This is a genomic window from Pseudomonas fluorescens group sp. PF-1, assembly GCF_054481335.1.
This window is the reverse complement of sequence record NZ_JBTMNG010000002.1, coordinates 1,095,670-1,109,410: the sequence shown is the minus strand read 5'-3', so window position 1 is coordinate 1,109,410 and position 13,741 is coordinate 1,095,670. Positions and strand designations below refer to the sequence as shown.

Sequence of the window (13,741 nt, the reverse complement as noted above, 5' to 3'; positions counted from 1 at the left end):
GATGAGCGAACTTTTTTACAACGCTGTGCCGAATGCGACCCGTGTCGCCCCGCCACTGCCCGAGCCTCGGCAATACCCCAGCGAAAAACCGCAAAGGGTCTACCTGTTCGGGACCTGCGTAGTGGATTTGTTCTACCCGGAAGCCGGAATGGACGCGATCCACTTGCTGGAGCGCGAAGGCATCCGTGTCGAGTACCCGCAAGGGCAAAGCTGCTGCGGCCAACCGGCCTACACCTCGGGTTACACCGAGCAGGCAAGGACCGTGGCGCGCTCGCAACTGGCGCTGTTCGCCGGGGATTATCCGGTGGTGGTACCGTCCGGTTCGTGCGCGGGCATGCTGCGTGAACACTATGCCGACTTGTTCAAGGACGAGCCGCAAACGTTGAAACAGGTTCAGGCACTGGCGGCCAGAACCTACGAACTCGCCGAATTCCTGTTGCATGTCTGCAAGGTGCGGCTCAAGGACAGCGGCGAGCCCGTGAAAGTGGCGTTGCATACCTCGTGTTCGGCACGCCGGGAAATGAACACCCACTTGCATGGCCGCGAGTTGCTGGCGCAACTGAGCAATGTGGAGCGAGTGGAGCACAGTCACGAAAGTGAATGCTGTGGCTTTGGCGGGACTTTCAGCGTCCGTATGCCGGACATTTCCGGCGCGATGGTGGCCGACAAGACCCGGTCATTGAAAGAATCCGGCGCGCACAAGGTACTCAGTGCCGACTGCGGTTGCCTGATGAACATCAATGGCTCGCTGGAAAAACAGAAGGAAGCGCTGCGCGGCCAACATCTGGCCAGCTTCCTTTGGCAGCGTACCGGAGGTGCCCGATGAGCACTTCCACGATTATTCCTACGGTCGCCGTAGAAGAAGATTTCCGCACCCGCGCTCACGAGGCGTTGGGTGACACGCAATTGCGAAACAACTTTCGCAAGGCGATGGATTCACTGATGACAAAACGGGCAGCGGCGTTCAGCGATGCCCATGAAAGAGAACATTTGCGAGCGCTGGGCAATGCTGTCCGCGCCCGAGCATTATCCAAGTTGCCCGACCTGCTCGAGCAACTTGAACAGAACCTGACCCGCAACGGTGTGAAAGTGCACTGGGCGGAAACGGTGGACGAAGCCAATGGCATCGTCCTCTCGATCATCCGTGCTCACGAGGGGCGGCAAGTGATCAAGGGCAAATCGATGGTCAGCGAAGAAATGGAGATGAACCATTTCCTCGCTGATCAGGGCATTGAATGCCTTGAATCGGACATGGGCGAATACATCGTCCAGCTCGACAACGAGAAGCCTTCACACATCATTATGCCGGCAATCCACAAGAATGCCGGTCAGGTCGCGTCCTTGTTCCACGACAAACTTGGCGTGGAATACACCAAGGACGTTGACCAACTCATTCAGATCGGTCGCAGGGTCCTGCGGCAGAAATTCTTCGAAGCGGACATCGGCGTCTCCGGTGTCAACTTCGCCGTGGCCGAAACCGGCACCCTGCTGCTGGTGGAAAACGAAGGCAACGGCCGCATGACCACCACGGTGCCGCCGGTGCATATCGCCGTCACCGGCATCGAGAAAGTCGTGGAGAACCTGCGTGACGTGGTGCCACTGCTGTCACTGCTGACCCGCTCGGCCCTGGGCATTCCGATCACCACTTACGTCAACATGATCTCCGGCCCACGCAAGGCGCATGAGCTCGACGGCCCGCAGGAAGTGCATCTGGTCTTGCTCGACAACGGTCGCAGCCAGGCCTTTGCCGACAGCGAATTGCGCCAGACCCTGAACTGTATTCGCTGCGGCGCCTGCATGAATCACTGCCCGGTCTACACCCGAATCGGCGGCCATGCCTACGGCGAGGTTTACCCTGGCCCTATCGGAAAAATCATCACCCCGCACATGGTCGGCCTGGCGAAAGTCCCGGACCACCCGAGCGCCTCGTCGCTGTGCGGCGCCTGTGGTGAAGTGTGCCCGGTAAAGATTCCGATCCCTTCATTGCTGCGTCGCCTGCGCGAAGAAAACGTCAAAGCCCCGGACAGCCCTCATCAAGTGATGCGCGGCCAGGGCAGCAAATATTCGGGCAAAGAGCGATTCATCTGGAACGCCTGGGCGAAACTAAACAGTTCGCCGACGCTGTATCGCCTGTTCGGATTCTTCGCCACACGCCTGCGCGCCCTCACACCGAATAATGTTGGCCCGTGGACACAGAACCACAGCGCACCAAAACCCGCTGCCCGCTCACTGCATGACATGGCCCGCGAGCATCTGGCCAAACAGGGAGATCGTTGATGAGCGCCAAGCAAAACATCCTCGCCAAACTGCGTAAAAGTCTGACAGGCACCACGCCGGTGCCTGACAACTTCGATGTCGATCTGGTGACGCAGCCCTACACCTACGCGCCGGAGCAACGCATCGCTCAATTGCGCAAATTGATGGAAGCGGTACACACGGAAATCCATCTGACCTCGGGTGAAGACTGGCCTGCGCTGCTCGCGCAATTGCTGCAAGAACGACAGTTACCGAGTCTGCTGATCGCACCGACGACGCCCCATGGTCAACGCATCACTCAACACTGGTCGAATAATCCGCACCTGCCGACACTCAAAGCCTACGACCGTCCCGTCGAGGAGTGGAAAGCCGAACTGTTCAACGACACCCCGGCCAGCCTGACCGCCACCCTCGGCGCAATCGCTGCCACAGGCAGCCTGATCCTCTGGCCGACGCGTGAAGAGCCGCGATTGATGAGCCTCGCGCCACCGGTGCATTTCGCCCTGCTCAAGGCGAGCGAGATTCGCGACAACTTCTATCAGGTGCAGCAGGAGTTCGAATGGGCCAAAGGCATGCCGACCAATGCGTTATTGGTGTCCGGCCCGTCGAAGACGGCCGACATCGAACAGGTGCTGGCCTACGGCGCCCATGGTCCGAAAGACCTGGTGGTATTAATCCTGGAGGACCAATGAGTCTACCGGCCGCTTTTCTGCGTGATGCACAGCAACTGATTCCACAGGAACGACGCTTCGACGACCCGTTGTCGACGCTGGCCTTTGGCACCGACGCCAGTTTCTATCGACTGATTCCAAAACTGGTAATACGCGTCGAATCCGAAGAAGAAGTCGTCACGCTGCTGAAACTGGCCCAGCGTGACCGGGTGCCGGTGACGTTTCGCGCTGCCGGTACCAGCCTTTCTGGTCAGGCGATCAGCGATTCGGTGCTGATCGTGCTGGGCGATAACTGGAACGGTCGCGAGATCCGTGGCCAGGGCACACAAATCCGCCTGCAACCCGGCGTGATCGGCGCCCAGGCCAATGCCTGGCTGGCGCCGTTCGGGCGCAAGATCGGCCCGGATCCGGCCTCGATCAATGCCTGCAAAATCGGCGGCATCGTCGCTAACAACGCCAGCGGCATGTGCTGCGGCACGGCGCAAAACACCTATCACACGCTGGCCGGGATTCGTCTGGTGCTGGCCGATGGCAGTCGCGTCGATACCGAAGACGCCGCCAGCGTCGCGGCGTTTCGCCAAAGCCATGCCGCGCTGCTGGAGCGTCTGGCGACATTGGGCCGCGAGACACGCGCAAACACCGAACTGGCTGCGAAGATTCGCCACAAATACCGTCTGAAAAATACCACCGGCCTGTCACTCAATGCCCTGGTGGATTTCGACGAGCCTGTGGATATCTTGAGCCACTTGCTGGTGGGCTCCGAAGGCACACTCGGTTTCATCAGCGCCGTGACTTACGACACGGTGATCGATCACCCGAACAAGGCCTCGGCGCTGATTGTGTTCCCGGATGTGGAAACCTGCTGCAACGCGGTCACGGTGCTGAAAAGCCAACCGGTGTCGGCAGTAGAGTTGCTGGACCGCCGCAGTTTGCGTTCGGTACAGAACAAACCCGGCATGCCGGCTTTCGTACAGCAGCTGTCGAATAATGCCTGCGCCCTGCTGATCGAATCCCGCGCGGCGTCGTCCACGCTACTGCATGAACAACTGGCGCAGATCATGGCGTCGCTGGCATCGTTCCCGGTGGAAAAACAGGTCGATTTCACTGAGGACCCACTGGAAAACGCACGTCTCTGGGCGATCCGCAAAGACACCTTCCCCGCCGTCGGCGCGGTGCGCAAAACCGGTACCACGGTGATCATCGAGGATGTGACCTTCCCGGTGGAACAACTGGCCATTGGCGTGAACCGGCTGATCGAGTTGTTCGACAAACATCACTACGACGAAGCGATCCTCTTCGGACACGCACTGGAAGGCAATCTGCACTTCGTCTTCACCCAGGGCTTCAATAACCCGGAAGAGGTCGCACGTTATCAGGCGTTCATGGACGACGTCGCGCAGTTGGTCGCGGTGGAGTTCGGGGGTTCGCTGAAGGCCGAACACGGTACCGGACGCAACATGGCACCGTTCGTCGAACTGGAATGGGGCAGCGATGCCTATCAGTTGATGTGGCGACTCAAGCGCCTGCTCGATCCCAACGGCATTCTCAACCCGGACGTGGTGCTCAGCGAAGATCCGCAGATCCATCTCAAGCATCTCAAGCCCTTGCCGGCCGCCGACGAGATTGTGGACAAGTGCATCGAATGCGGCTTCTGCGAACCGGTTTGCCCGTCGAAAGGCCTGACCCTGAGCCCGCGCCAACGCATCGTGATCTGGCGCGACATTCAGGCGAAGAAACGCGCGGGTGTGGACACCACCGAACTCGAAGCGGCTTACGAATATCAAGGCATCGACACCTGTGCCGCCACCGGTCTTTGTGCTCAACGCTGCCCTGTAGGCATCAACACTGGCGAACTGGTGAAAAAGCTTCGCGGCCGGCACGCCACGCATACGAAAACCGCCAATTGGCTGGAAGGAAATTTCGCTACGGCACTGCAAGGTGCGCGCTTGACCCTGCACGTGGCCAATGGTGCACGGATGTTGCTCGGCGCACCGCGGTTGACCAGGCTGTCCGCTACGGTAACCCGGCTTTCCAAAGGGCAAATCCCGCAATGGACCAATGCCATGCCGCAGCCTGAACGGGCGATCCGCTTCAGCCCGACCGTGTCGGACGAGCGCCCGCGCGTGGTGTACCTGGCCGCATGTGTCTCACGGGCCATGGGGCCGGCGGCCGGCGACAAGGAACAAATGTCGCTCTACGACAAAACCCGCGGCCTGCTGGAAAAGGCCGGTTATCAGGTGGTGTTTCCGGACAATCTGGACAACCTCTGCTGCGGCCAGCCCTTCGCCTCCAAAGGCTATGCCGAACAAGCCGAACACAAACGCCAGGAACTGATCGGCGCGCTGCTGCACGCCAGTCGTGGCGGGCTCGATCCCATCTACTGCGACACCAGCCCCTGCACCTTGCGCCTGACCCAGGACCTGGGCGATGTGCGCCTTGACCTGTACGACCCGGTGCGCTTCATCCGTACGCATTTGATGGATCGACTGGACTTCACCCCGCAGGACACGCCGATCGCGGTGCATGTCACCTGCAGCACCCAGCACCTCGGGGAAAGCCAGGCGCTGATCGATCTGGCGCGCAAATGCAGCAAAACCGTGATCATCCCCGAAGGCATTCACTGCTGCGGGTTTGCCGGCGACAAGGGCTTCACCACGCCCGAGTTGAATGCCCATTCGCTGCGCACCTTGAAAGACGCCGTTCAATACTGTGGGGAAGGCATCTCCACCAGTCGCACTTGTGAAATCGGCCTGAGCCAGCATGGCGGGATCGACTATCACGGGCTGGTTTATCTGGTGGACCGCGTGACGCAAGCGCGTCCGGCTTGAAGGTAATGGATTGAAAGGGGCCTCAGCCCCTTTTTCATGCAATTGCAATTTGCGACAGGGTTTGCGCAAACCGGCAAAAAAAAACCGAATTCCTCCTTGCAGCTATAGTCATTTAGCTAGGCCCTGTGAACGGGCTTATAACCACCTCGGCCAGCGGCCTCTTCTGCCGGCAGCACCGAGCCCTCATGCGCAAGGAGATCACCCATGAAGCACTCTGCAATTGCTGGATTGTTCATCACCGCTGCACTGTTGGCCTCGCCGGTATTCGCGGCAGACAAGGATCTTTGTGTAGCGAACATTCAACAAATAAGCGATTTCGTGGACAGTGCGCCCTCCATACCGGAAGGTTCCCTGAACAACGTCAAAGATGCGCTGGAAAAAGCCAAAGCAGCCGAGGCGGCCGGCAACGACAAGGATTGCGTGGAAATCTCCTCCGGCATGATCACCAAAATGCAGATTCGAAATCCAACCCGCAACTGATGCCAGGCGGGGCCAACCTTCGGGTTGGCCTTCCACCCCACATTGGCGTAGACTACGCAGGCTTGTTGCTCATTCAGATTCACGAGCAATGAGTTCGGGGCCGTTTAGGATTCGACGCCGGTCGCGAAACTTTAGGTGCATGCCGAGTTGGTAACAGAACTCGTAAATCCACTGTTGCAACTACTTATAGTTGCCAATGACGACCAATACGGTGCTGCTCTCGCTGCTTAATTGCAGCTGACATGCACTCCTGGTGCCTTCGGGTCCAGCAATCATCAGGGGATGTCTGTAAACCCGAAATGATTGTCATATAGAACAGAATCGCCGTGCAGTACGTTGTGGACGAAGCGGCTAAAACTTACACAACTCGCCCAAAGCACCCTGCCCGTCGGGTCGCTGAGGGTTAACTTAATAGACACGGCTACGCATGTAGTACCGACAGCGGAGTACTGGCGGACGGGGGTTCAAATCCCCCCGGCTCCACCAATCCCTACACAAGCCCCGTTTTTAGGGGCTTTGTGCTTTCTGGCGCTACCGTTTTCGATGAATGCGCCATTGAGGCATGACATTCTTGTGAGGCATCACCCGGTGCGCAGCCTGTAGCACAATCCCTTCTACTGCCTCTCAATCGCCACGGAACATATGGTTTGGGGATCATGATCCCTAAGCCCATCGGTCAACGGCAAACGTGAGACTCGACGCTCGCTCAAAACAGTTCGTCTTCAAACGCGCAAGACAGCGTGCCGTGCACTTTGAATCGGTGCTCGACCGGGTATCCGGTTCAACCCGTTCCAAGCGGGAGAATCCGGACGATGGAGGCGCCTTGAATCTGGCGGAAGGCGAAGGAGTCGCCCCCTGGCCGCTTCCAGTCGCTGCGGGTTCACACCGGATAGCCCACCACCGGACGCCACCTTCCAGACATGAAAAACCCCGCACTTGGCGGGGTCGGCCTGCATCATGGACACAGGCGTTTCAAAGATGCCGGGATCTTCCCCCGGCCTGCCCCATTGGGGCGTTTGAACAAACCTGCCACAGGCAGGCTTTGTCGGGACTCGGTTAGTTGCCCGAGCAACCGTTACCCATCGCGCTGTATTGCATGACGTGTTGCTGACCCTGATGGTCCAGGTAAGTCATCTGCAGAGGGACCACGGCGCAGACGTCATCGGGAACGGCGTCCATGTGAATCACTTTGGCGATGTCGAGGTGTGAGCCGTAGGTGTATTGCTCTACCGCAGACTGATCGGCAAAAGCCATTTGGCTACCCAGCATTACAAAAGAAGCAGCAATCAATGTCTTAAACAATTTCATTTCAAGTGTCCCAACGATGCAAACGATTCACGTCTTCAGTCGGAATGAATAAGGCCGAAGGCTCTACGATGCGCGGCAGGGTGGTTTGCTTGGACCCTTATGAGCTTGCGCTTCGTGGCTTTGTTTGGAAGCTGGGCCCATTTTATTCCGGTGGTGTTTTTGATAAAGACCAAAGACTGAAATGCATTATTGGAAAAATGGTAATAATCAGCACCCTCTACCGCGCTGGAGTTTATTCCCACCGGCCGGGCATTCTGAGTGGCAAAGTCGGAGCCGAATTGGCGCCATGAAGTGCTGTAGCCGGCTCAAACGGTCCATCAAGGAGTGGCCGGAGCAAGTCGTCTTGCGTCGGCATCGTGGCTCACAAAGCCTGTCATCGGATGCAGCCACGCCCAACAAAAAAGGCACTGACGATGATCGCCAGTGCCTTTTCAGTGCCTCGAACGTGTTTCAGCGCGACAACATAAAGGTGTCGTACTCGAGGTCTTCCAGTGCCGTGGACAACCGATGCAACCCCAGCAACACGCAGACCAGCAATGACAGGGTAAAGCCATAGCCGAAGAAGCTCGGCCCCAGGTGCATGCTGAGCAGGGTCAACCCGGCGTTCAGCACCGCGAAAATCACGCACAGTTCCAGCACCACGGCGCGTTTGTCGAGGTAGAAAAACACGTTGAGCAGCGCCATGAACACCACCTGGATGCTCACACCGATCAGGTCAATGTAGAACAGCGGCAGGTAGTAACTGGAAATGCCCAGCCAATCCAGCAAGCGCGGAGCGAACAGGAACAGCAGCACCACCGTCAATCCCTGTACCTTGCAGATTTCCAGCAGGCCCTGGCGGATCGACAAGGTCATTTCGGTTTTCAGCGAACCAATGTGTTGCAGGGTTTCGCCTTCGCGGATGGCCCGGAACAGGCGGTCGTACCATTCGGCAAAATCGGTTTCGATGCGCACCAGGAACACCGCCATTCCGGGGATGATCGCCAGATACGCGAGGAAGATCGGCAAGTCATACAGGATCGACGCACGCAGGGGGCCGACAACGAGATTCGAGGTACCGGGGTTGAACCAGAACAGGAACTTGTCGATCCAGATACCGAAGTTGTAGAAGAACCCGGTCGCCAGCAGGCTGAGAAACACCTGGCGGCGTTGCAGGAAGTCGAAGGCGATCAGCTTCTCCGCGCGGTACTCACGCAGGATGTCGTAGAGAAACAGAAACAGCAGCGTGCTGTGCCCGATCAGCAACGCCAGCAATAAGCCCGGCATCTGCAGGAAGCTCAGCAGGTAGGCACTGGCGACCATCAGCGTGTAACCCACCAGCATCACCAGCAGGATGCGGTTGTAGGCCTTCATCCCTGAAAGAAAGATGATCACCAGCCACAAGTTGCACAACACCACGAAGTTCGACAGCACCAGCAACCGGTAGATCAGCGGCTGGTCGAACAACAGGCTGAGCACCACGATTCCCAACACCCCGGCACCGACGGTTACCAGCAACAGCACGCCCAGCAGGTTGGGCAGAATCTGCTCGTACTTGTGCTCGAACAACCGGTCGGAAACGAATCGGGTGAAGAACAGTTGCAGACCGCCCGTGAGGATCAGCGAGCTGGCCATCAGGTACGTCACCGTCACCAGAAACTGCCCGACCAGCACATTCGGCAGCAACAGGCCCAGGCTGATGATGCCCACCAGCATCACGCTGATGATCGACAGCACCCAGGGCCCGGAGCTGATCAGTCCGGCGTAGACGTATGCGTGCAAAGTCGCGGTGTAGGAATCGCGCGACAGGATCTTGCGTAGTTCGAAGCCAATCCCGGCCATTTAACTGTTCTCCATGGCGGCTTGATACAAGTCGCGATAACGCTGCAGCATCAAGGCTTCGGTGTAGTAGCGATTGACCCGCAGCAAGCCGCTGGCCTGTGCAGCTTCCCAGCGTTGCGGGCTGCGCAGCAGTTCGAGGATCGCCACGCTGGTGGCTTGCGGGTCGGCAATCGCAACCACTTTGCCGGCCAGGCCGAGGTCGCGGTCCTCGACGCTGCCGCCTTCGATCAGCTCGCGGCAGGAACCCACATCGCTGCTGACGACCGGCGTACCGGCGGCCCAGGCTTCGAGAATCACCAGCGGTTGCGCTTCGCTGATCGAGGTCAGCACCATCAAGCCCAGTTGCGGCAGGATGTCCTGGATGCGCTGGAAGCCCAGGAAGCGCACCTTGCCTTCCAACCCCAGACTGGCCATCAGGCTGCGGCATTCGCTGACATATTCCGGGTCCTCCTCTTCCGGACCGACGATCCAGCCTTCGGCCTGGGGCATCGCACTTATCACCCCGCGCATCGCCCGCAGGAAGGTCTTGACGTCCTTGATCGGCACCACACGCCCGATCAAACCCACTACCGGCGCAATGCCGGGAGCGCGGGATTCGAGGGCGGCGGTCCATTGCGGCAGGTCAATACCGTTGGGAATGACCCGGGTGCGGACCGGATCGGCGCCGTCCTTGATTTGCCGCTGTCGGTTACCGTCATACAGCGAAATGATGCTGTCGGCGCTGTTGTAGGTCAGTTGCCCGATGCGCTCGAAGAAACGCACCCATAAGGTACGGATGTAACCCGAGCCGGCATCGAGGCTGCGGTTCAGCGCCTGGCCGGAACTCTCGGCGATCCAACTGGCCTGGGCCAGATCGATCTTGCGCTCCTTGGTATAGATCCCGTGCTCGCTGAGCAGGTAGGAACAGTTCCAGCGCTGCTTGAGAATGCAGCCCAACAGCCCGGCGTAACCGGTGGAAATCGAATGCAGCACCCGCGCCCGAGGCATCTTGCGCGCCGCCTCGGCGAGCATCAGCAAAGGCGACTGCATCGAGCGCAGGGTCCAGAAATAGTTGATGAACGACGGGTCGGCGCAATGCAGGCGATAACCCTCGCTCAACGCCTCCCAACTGGCGCGGCTGCGCAGCACATCGTCGAGGGTCAGATGGCCCTGGGCGATGTTGTCGAGCAAGCGCTCACCCAGTTCGGGCTCCGGCGCGTCCGGGTGATGCAGGAAGCGATACAAATCCTGCAACTGCTGCAGATCGGCGTCCCGTGGCGTGCCTCGGGTATCGGTCGGATGAGTGGCGTCTTCGAGAAAGACTTCTTCGATGTGCAGTACATTCGCCGGCACTTGATAGCGTCGCTGCGAATACGCCGAACGCTGTCCGCCAATGAACATCACCGAAAACGTCAGCTCCGGCAGACCGAGGATCATCTGGTGAATCCAGCTCGACACGCCGCCGCGCACATAAGGCCAAGTGCCTTCGAGCAGCAGGCAGATGTCGGCCATCGGTGCCGCTTGCTTGTGACTCATGTCCAGCTCCTCACCAGGTCAGCGAAGGGGGGTCGCTGACGGGTTTTCTCGGGGAGGCTCGCCAGCAACCCGGGAATCTCGCGATAACGACCCGCCTCGAATGCCAACTCGGCCTGGAAAGGCAGAATCTGCGCCGCGCCCATACCGTTGTCCTGGGCTTCCTGGAGCAACACTTCGGCACGCGCGATATCACCACGCTCCAGGGCAATGCGCCCGGCCAGCAGAAACAGTTCACCGCCCTCTCCCGCTTCCAGGCCCTGCTCGGCATGCTCGCTGGCCTGATTGAGCACGTGCTCGAGTACGCTGCCTTGCGCCAGCCCCAGGTACGCCAGCTCCCAGTACCAGCGCGCCAGCGTGCCATGCAGCACGCCGGCGGCTTTGCCCTTGGCGCCGTTCAGCTGGCCAAGGGCGATCTGGATATGCAAATTGATGTCACTTTCCTGTTTGTCCAGCATCGAATACGCCAGCAAGCGCACATCATCGCTCGGGTCGCCCAGTGCCAGTTTGAGGATCGGTACCGCTTCCTTGCCGCGCATGCGTCGCGTCGCCAATAGCGCGGCCAGACGCTGATCGGGGTCCGGCGCATGGCGCAGCACGTCCTGCAAACCGCCGTCGGCAAAAATCGGTTTATGCAGTTGCTGTTGCGCCCGATATGGCAGGCTCGGAATGCCGACCGCTTGCCAGGCTTGCTTGTCGCGTTTGCGTGGCAGGTACAGCGCCGGAAAAATCGCTGCGACCACGCCCACCGTGCCGAGCACAGGGACGAAGAACGCCATGCTGAAAATGAACAGCGGGCTCCACGGCAGCGGCGAACGATACCGCGCCGGCAACAGCAGCCACACTGCCGCGCACAACATCACGCACGCCAGGCCATGAGTGAGGGTGAACACCAGCAGTTGCTGCACCTCGGGCACGTCCACCCACAGACTGGTCCAACTGCCTGCCTCTAACAACAAGGCTCCGCTAAACAGCCACTTGCTGATCATTCAGACCACACTCGTTGAACAGGAAGTTACGCAGCCCGTTGTGTTCACCAGGCTCCAGGTTGAAAGGCATGACCCGTACGCCGAGGCTGTCCATGTCACTCTCAATGCCAAAGTGTTCGTGTATCAGCAGGTTGATACGTGACAGATAACCTTCGGTGCCCTGCGGGCTGGTCAACGGCAAAAGCACCAGCAGCAGCTGATGGTCGCGGTTGTTGCGCAGCGGCAGGTGCAAATCCAGACCGCGCTGACTGCGCTCCAGCAAGCGTGTCAGCTCTTCGTTGGCCCGGGTCATTTCAAAGGCGAACAGGCCGGCCGACAACTTGTGCTGCTCGACGTCCACCAGCGAACGCTTGAGTTGCAGTGTGAAGTGCTGCGCATCGGCATTGACCAATTGCAGCACCTGCGTGTCGCGCAGCAACAGGTCGGCGATATGTCCGGCCAGCAGCGCCAACAGGCTCAGGGTGCGATCCTGGAAAGCGAAGAACGGCATGTGCCGTACAGCCAGCACCGCCAACAAACGGCCCTCGGCATCGATTAACGGAATACAGGCCTGCAATGAGGAGAATTGCGCCGAACCGCCGGCATCGATCAGTTCCTGGCGCACGCTCACCAGCTCACCACGCTCCAGGCACAGCTTGACCAGCCCGTCTTCGGTGTCCAGATCCCCCATGACCCCGATGGTCGCCAACGGCTTGGGCAACACGTGCCCGGCGTGATCGTCCACGCGATACAAACCGGCTACCCGCAGCGCACCGTATTGCCCCAGCACCGCCACGATCGGGTCGGCCAATGCACCCAGCGCATCGCCTTCCTCCGGCATCACCCGCAGTTTTTCGCGCAGGCCCAGCAACGAGCTGCGCAAGCTTTGGTCACTGCCCGCCACACGCTGTTCCAGCAGATCGTGGGAGACCCGCAGAATCTGATGCGCGCGGGTGAATTCATCGAGTCGATATTGACGATAATCGTTGGCCATCTGCAGACGCTCCAGTCGGCGTTCCCACAGATCGCGCACCTCGCCCACCAACATCCCGCAGACCAGGACGCCGACAATCCAGGACGGCTCAAGCGCTGCATAACCGGCATGGCCGCTGAAGCGCAGCGCGAACACCGCCATCACCAACAACACGGCGCTGAGCAAACCGCGGACAAATCCGTAACGCACACCCAACAGCAGCGGCGCCAGGATCGGCCAGGGGAACCCGCCGTGCATTTGCATCGGGTCTTCCGGCGTCAGCCACAAGCCAAGGCCGATCGCCAGGCCTGTCACCAGGAACGTTTCCAGCCAAGACACCGGGCCGCTGGCGCGAGGCGCCAGGCTGTAATCCTTGTGTGGAGAATTCATTGCGATCACTCGAACCGAAGGGCGCCAACAAGCGTATCGAGCACTTTTTGCGCAGTGCCCGCGAGGCTTTCACGGGACCAGCCGGCACGTGCGCCACTTTTGCTCCAGAGCACCCGACCGCTGTCCGCATCGAGCACGCGCAGGCTGATGCCCACCGCCGGCTCGCCATCCAGGCCGTTCTTGTACTGCCACTCTTCAACGCTGCCGGTGACCACATAATCGAGTTTCTGCTCACGCGCCCAATCCAGCGCACCAGCCAGACGCTCGTTGTCATCCATCAACGCTTGTTCGCCCTGGGTGCTGGCCGGGTAAACCCGTGGTTGCAGACCATGGCTGCTGAGCACGCTGAGCAGGATTTGCTCGCTGCGCTCACCGGCCTGCGGTGTCTGCGAATAGTTGACCATCGGCACAATGCCCCACTGCGAAGTGCGCGGCAGGCTCGGGCTGGCGTCGCCGGTGAAGCTCGCGCAACCAGCGACGAACAGGACCGCCAGCGCCAGGCCCAGATTACGAATTGCTTGCATACGTTTTTCT

The 13,741-nt window shown here is 59.6% G+C and carries 11 protein-coding genes and 1 other RNA gene; 6 read left to right on the top strand and 6 right to left on the bottom strand.

Going from position 1 to position 13,741, the window contains the following annotated elements; genetic code table 11:
* Position 1 precedes the first annotated feature (1 nt).
* The 6 genes from ACX3YD_RS19685 to ssrA all read left to right on the top strand — a co-directional run bounded on the left by ACX3YD_RS19685 (position 2) and on the right by ssrA (position 6,721).
* The gene (locus ACX3YD_RS19685) at positions 2 to 826 is read left to right on the top strand and encodes a (Fe-S)-binding protein (protein ID WP_047537444.1); all 825 of its coding nucleotides are present in this window, start codon (positions 2 to 4) and stop codon (positions 824 to 826) included.
* Positions 823 to 2,277, top strand: a complete 1,455-nt coding sequence (locus tag ACX3YD_RS19680) for a LutB/LldF family L-lactate oxidation iron-sulfur protein (protein ID WP_458960823.1) — start codon at positions 823 to 825, stop codon at positions 2,275 to 2,277. The genes ACX3YD_RS19685 and ACX3YD_RS19680 overlap by 4 nt, the downstream gene beginning before the upstream one ends.
* Positions 2,277 to 2,948 carry a LutC/YkgG family protein gene (locus ACX3YD_RS19675; protein ID WP_458960822.1) on the top strand — a complete coding sequence of 224 codons (672 nt, stop codon included), beginning with the start codon at positions 2,277 to 2,279 and terminating at the stop codon, positions 2,946 to 2,948. Before ACX3YD_RS19680 ends, ACX3YD_RS19675 begins: the two co-directional genes overlap by 1 nt.
* A complete protein-coding gene (locus tag ACX3YD_RS19670) occupies positions 2,945 to 5,755 on the top strand; it encodes an FAD-binding and (Fe-S)-binding domain-containing protein (protein WP_458960821.1) in 2,811 nt (936 codons plus the stop codon). The genes ACX3YD_RS19675 and ACX3YD_RS19670 overlap by 4 nt, the downstream gene beginning before the upstream one ends.
* 204 nt (positions 5,756 to 5,959) lie before the next feature.
* Positions 5,960 to 6,235, top strand: coding sequence for a hypothetical protein (locus tag ACX3YD_RS19665; RefSeq protein WP_458960820.1), 276 nt, complete (start codon positions 5,960 to 5,962; stop codon positions 6,233 to 6,235).
* A 96-nt stretch (positions 6,236 to 6,331) separates the two neighbouring features.
* Positions 6,332 to 6,721: a transfer-messenger RNA gene (gene ssrA / locus ACX3YD_RS19660) on the top strand.
* 570 nt (positions 6,722 to 7,291) lie between these two features.
* Here the strand turns inward: ssrA and ACX3YD_RS19655 are convergent.
* From ACX3YD_RS19655 to ACX3YD_RS19630, 6 genes are all read right to left on the bottom strand, one after another.
* Entirely contained in the window at positions 7,292 to 7,543 is a 252-nt protein-coding gene (locus tag ACX3YD_RS19655; protein WP_047537250.1) for a DUF2790 domain-containing protein, read from the bottom strand.
* A gap of 450 nt (positions 7,544 to 7,993) precedes the next feature.
* Complete coding sequence (gene pelG / locus ACX3YD_RS19650; RefSeq protein WP_130203845.1) at positions 7,994 to 9,364, bottom strand: exopolysaccharide Pel transporter PelG; 1,371 nt, start codon at positions 9,362 to 9,364, stop codon at positions 7,994 to 7,996.
* Positions 9,365 to 10,879 carry a GT4 family glycosyltransferase PelF gene (gene pelF, locus ACX3YD_RS19645; protein WP_458960819.1) on the bottom strand — a complete coding sequence of 505 codons (1,515 nt, stop codon included), beginning with the start codon at positions 10,877 to 10,879 and terminating at the stop codon, positions 9,365 to 9,367.
* Positions 10,876 to 11,865 carry a HEAT repeat domain-containing protein gene (locus ACX3YD_RS19640; protein WP_090467081.1) on the bottom strand — a complete coding sequence of 330 codons (990 nt, stop codon included), beginning with the start codon at positions 11,863 to 11,865 and terminating at the stop codon, positions 10,876 to 10,878. Before ACX3YD_RS19640 ends, pelF begins: the two co-directional genes overlap by 4 nt.
* Entirely contained in the window at positions 11,843 to 13,207 is a 1,365-nt protein-coding gene (locus ACX3YD_RS19635) for a PelD GGDEF domain-containing protein (protein WP_458960818.1), read from the bottom strand. Before ACX3YD_RS19635 ends, ACX3YD_RS19640 begins: the two co-directional genes overlap by 23 nt.
* A 5-nt stretch (positions 13,208 to 13,212) precedes the next feature.
* Complete coding sequence (locus ACX3YD_RS19630) at positions 13,213 to 13,731, bottom strand: penicillin-binding protein activator LpoB (RefSeq protein ID WP_458960817.1); 519 nt, start codon at positions 13,729 to 13,731, stop codon at positions 13,213 to 13,215.
* Positions 13,732 to 13,741 lie beyond the last annotated feature (10 nt).

Excerpts from the sequence above, each read along its gene's own strand:
- ACX3YD_RS19685 (WP_047537444.1), top strand. The coding sequence starts at position 2 with ATGAGCGAACTTTTTTACAACGCTGTGCCGAATGCGACCCGTGTCGCC.
- ACX3YD_RS19680 (WP_458960823.1), top strand. The coding sequence starts at position 823 with ATGAGCACTTCCACGATTATTCCTACGGTCGCCGTAGAAGAAGATTTC.
- ACX3YD_RS19675 (WP_458960822.1), top strand. The coding sequence starts at position 2,277 with ATGAGCGCCAAGCAAAACATCCTCGCCAAACTGCGTAAAAGTCTGACA.
- ACX3YD_RS19670 (WP_458960821.1), top strand. The coding sequence starts at position 2,945 with ATGAGTCTACCGGCCGCTTTTCTGCGTGATGCACAGCAACTGATTCCA.
- ACX3YD_RS19665 (WP_458960820.1), top strand. The coding sequence starts at position 5,960 with ATGAAGCACTCTGCAATTGCTGGATTGTTCATCACCGCTGCACTGTTG.
- ACX3YD_RS19655 (WP_047537250.1), bottom strand. The coding sequence starts at position 7,543 with ATGAAATTGTTTAAGACATTGATTGCTGCTTCTTTTGTAATGCTGGGT.
- pelG (WP_130203845.1), bottom strand. The coding sequence starts at position 9,364 with ATGGCCGGGATTGGCTTCGAACTACGCAAGATCCTGTCGCGCGATTCC.
- pelF (WP_458960819.1), bottom strand. The coding sequence starts at position 10,879 with ATGAGTCACAAGCAAGCGGCACCGATGGCCGACATCTGCCTGCTGCTC.
- ACX3YD_RS19640 (WP_090467081.1), bottom strand. The coding sequence starts at position 11,865 with ATGATCAGCAAGTGGCTGTTTAGCGGAGCCTTGTTGTTAGAGGCAGGC.
- ACX3YD_RS19635 (WP_458960818.1), bottom strand. The coding sequence starts at position 13,207 with ATGAATTCTCCACACAAGGATTACAGCCTGGCGCCTCGCGCCAGCGGC.
- ACX3YD_RS19630 (WP_458960817.1), bottom strand. The coding sequence starts at position 13,731 with ATGCAAGCAATTCGTAATCTGGGCCTGGCGCTGGCGGTCCTGTTCGTC.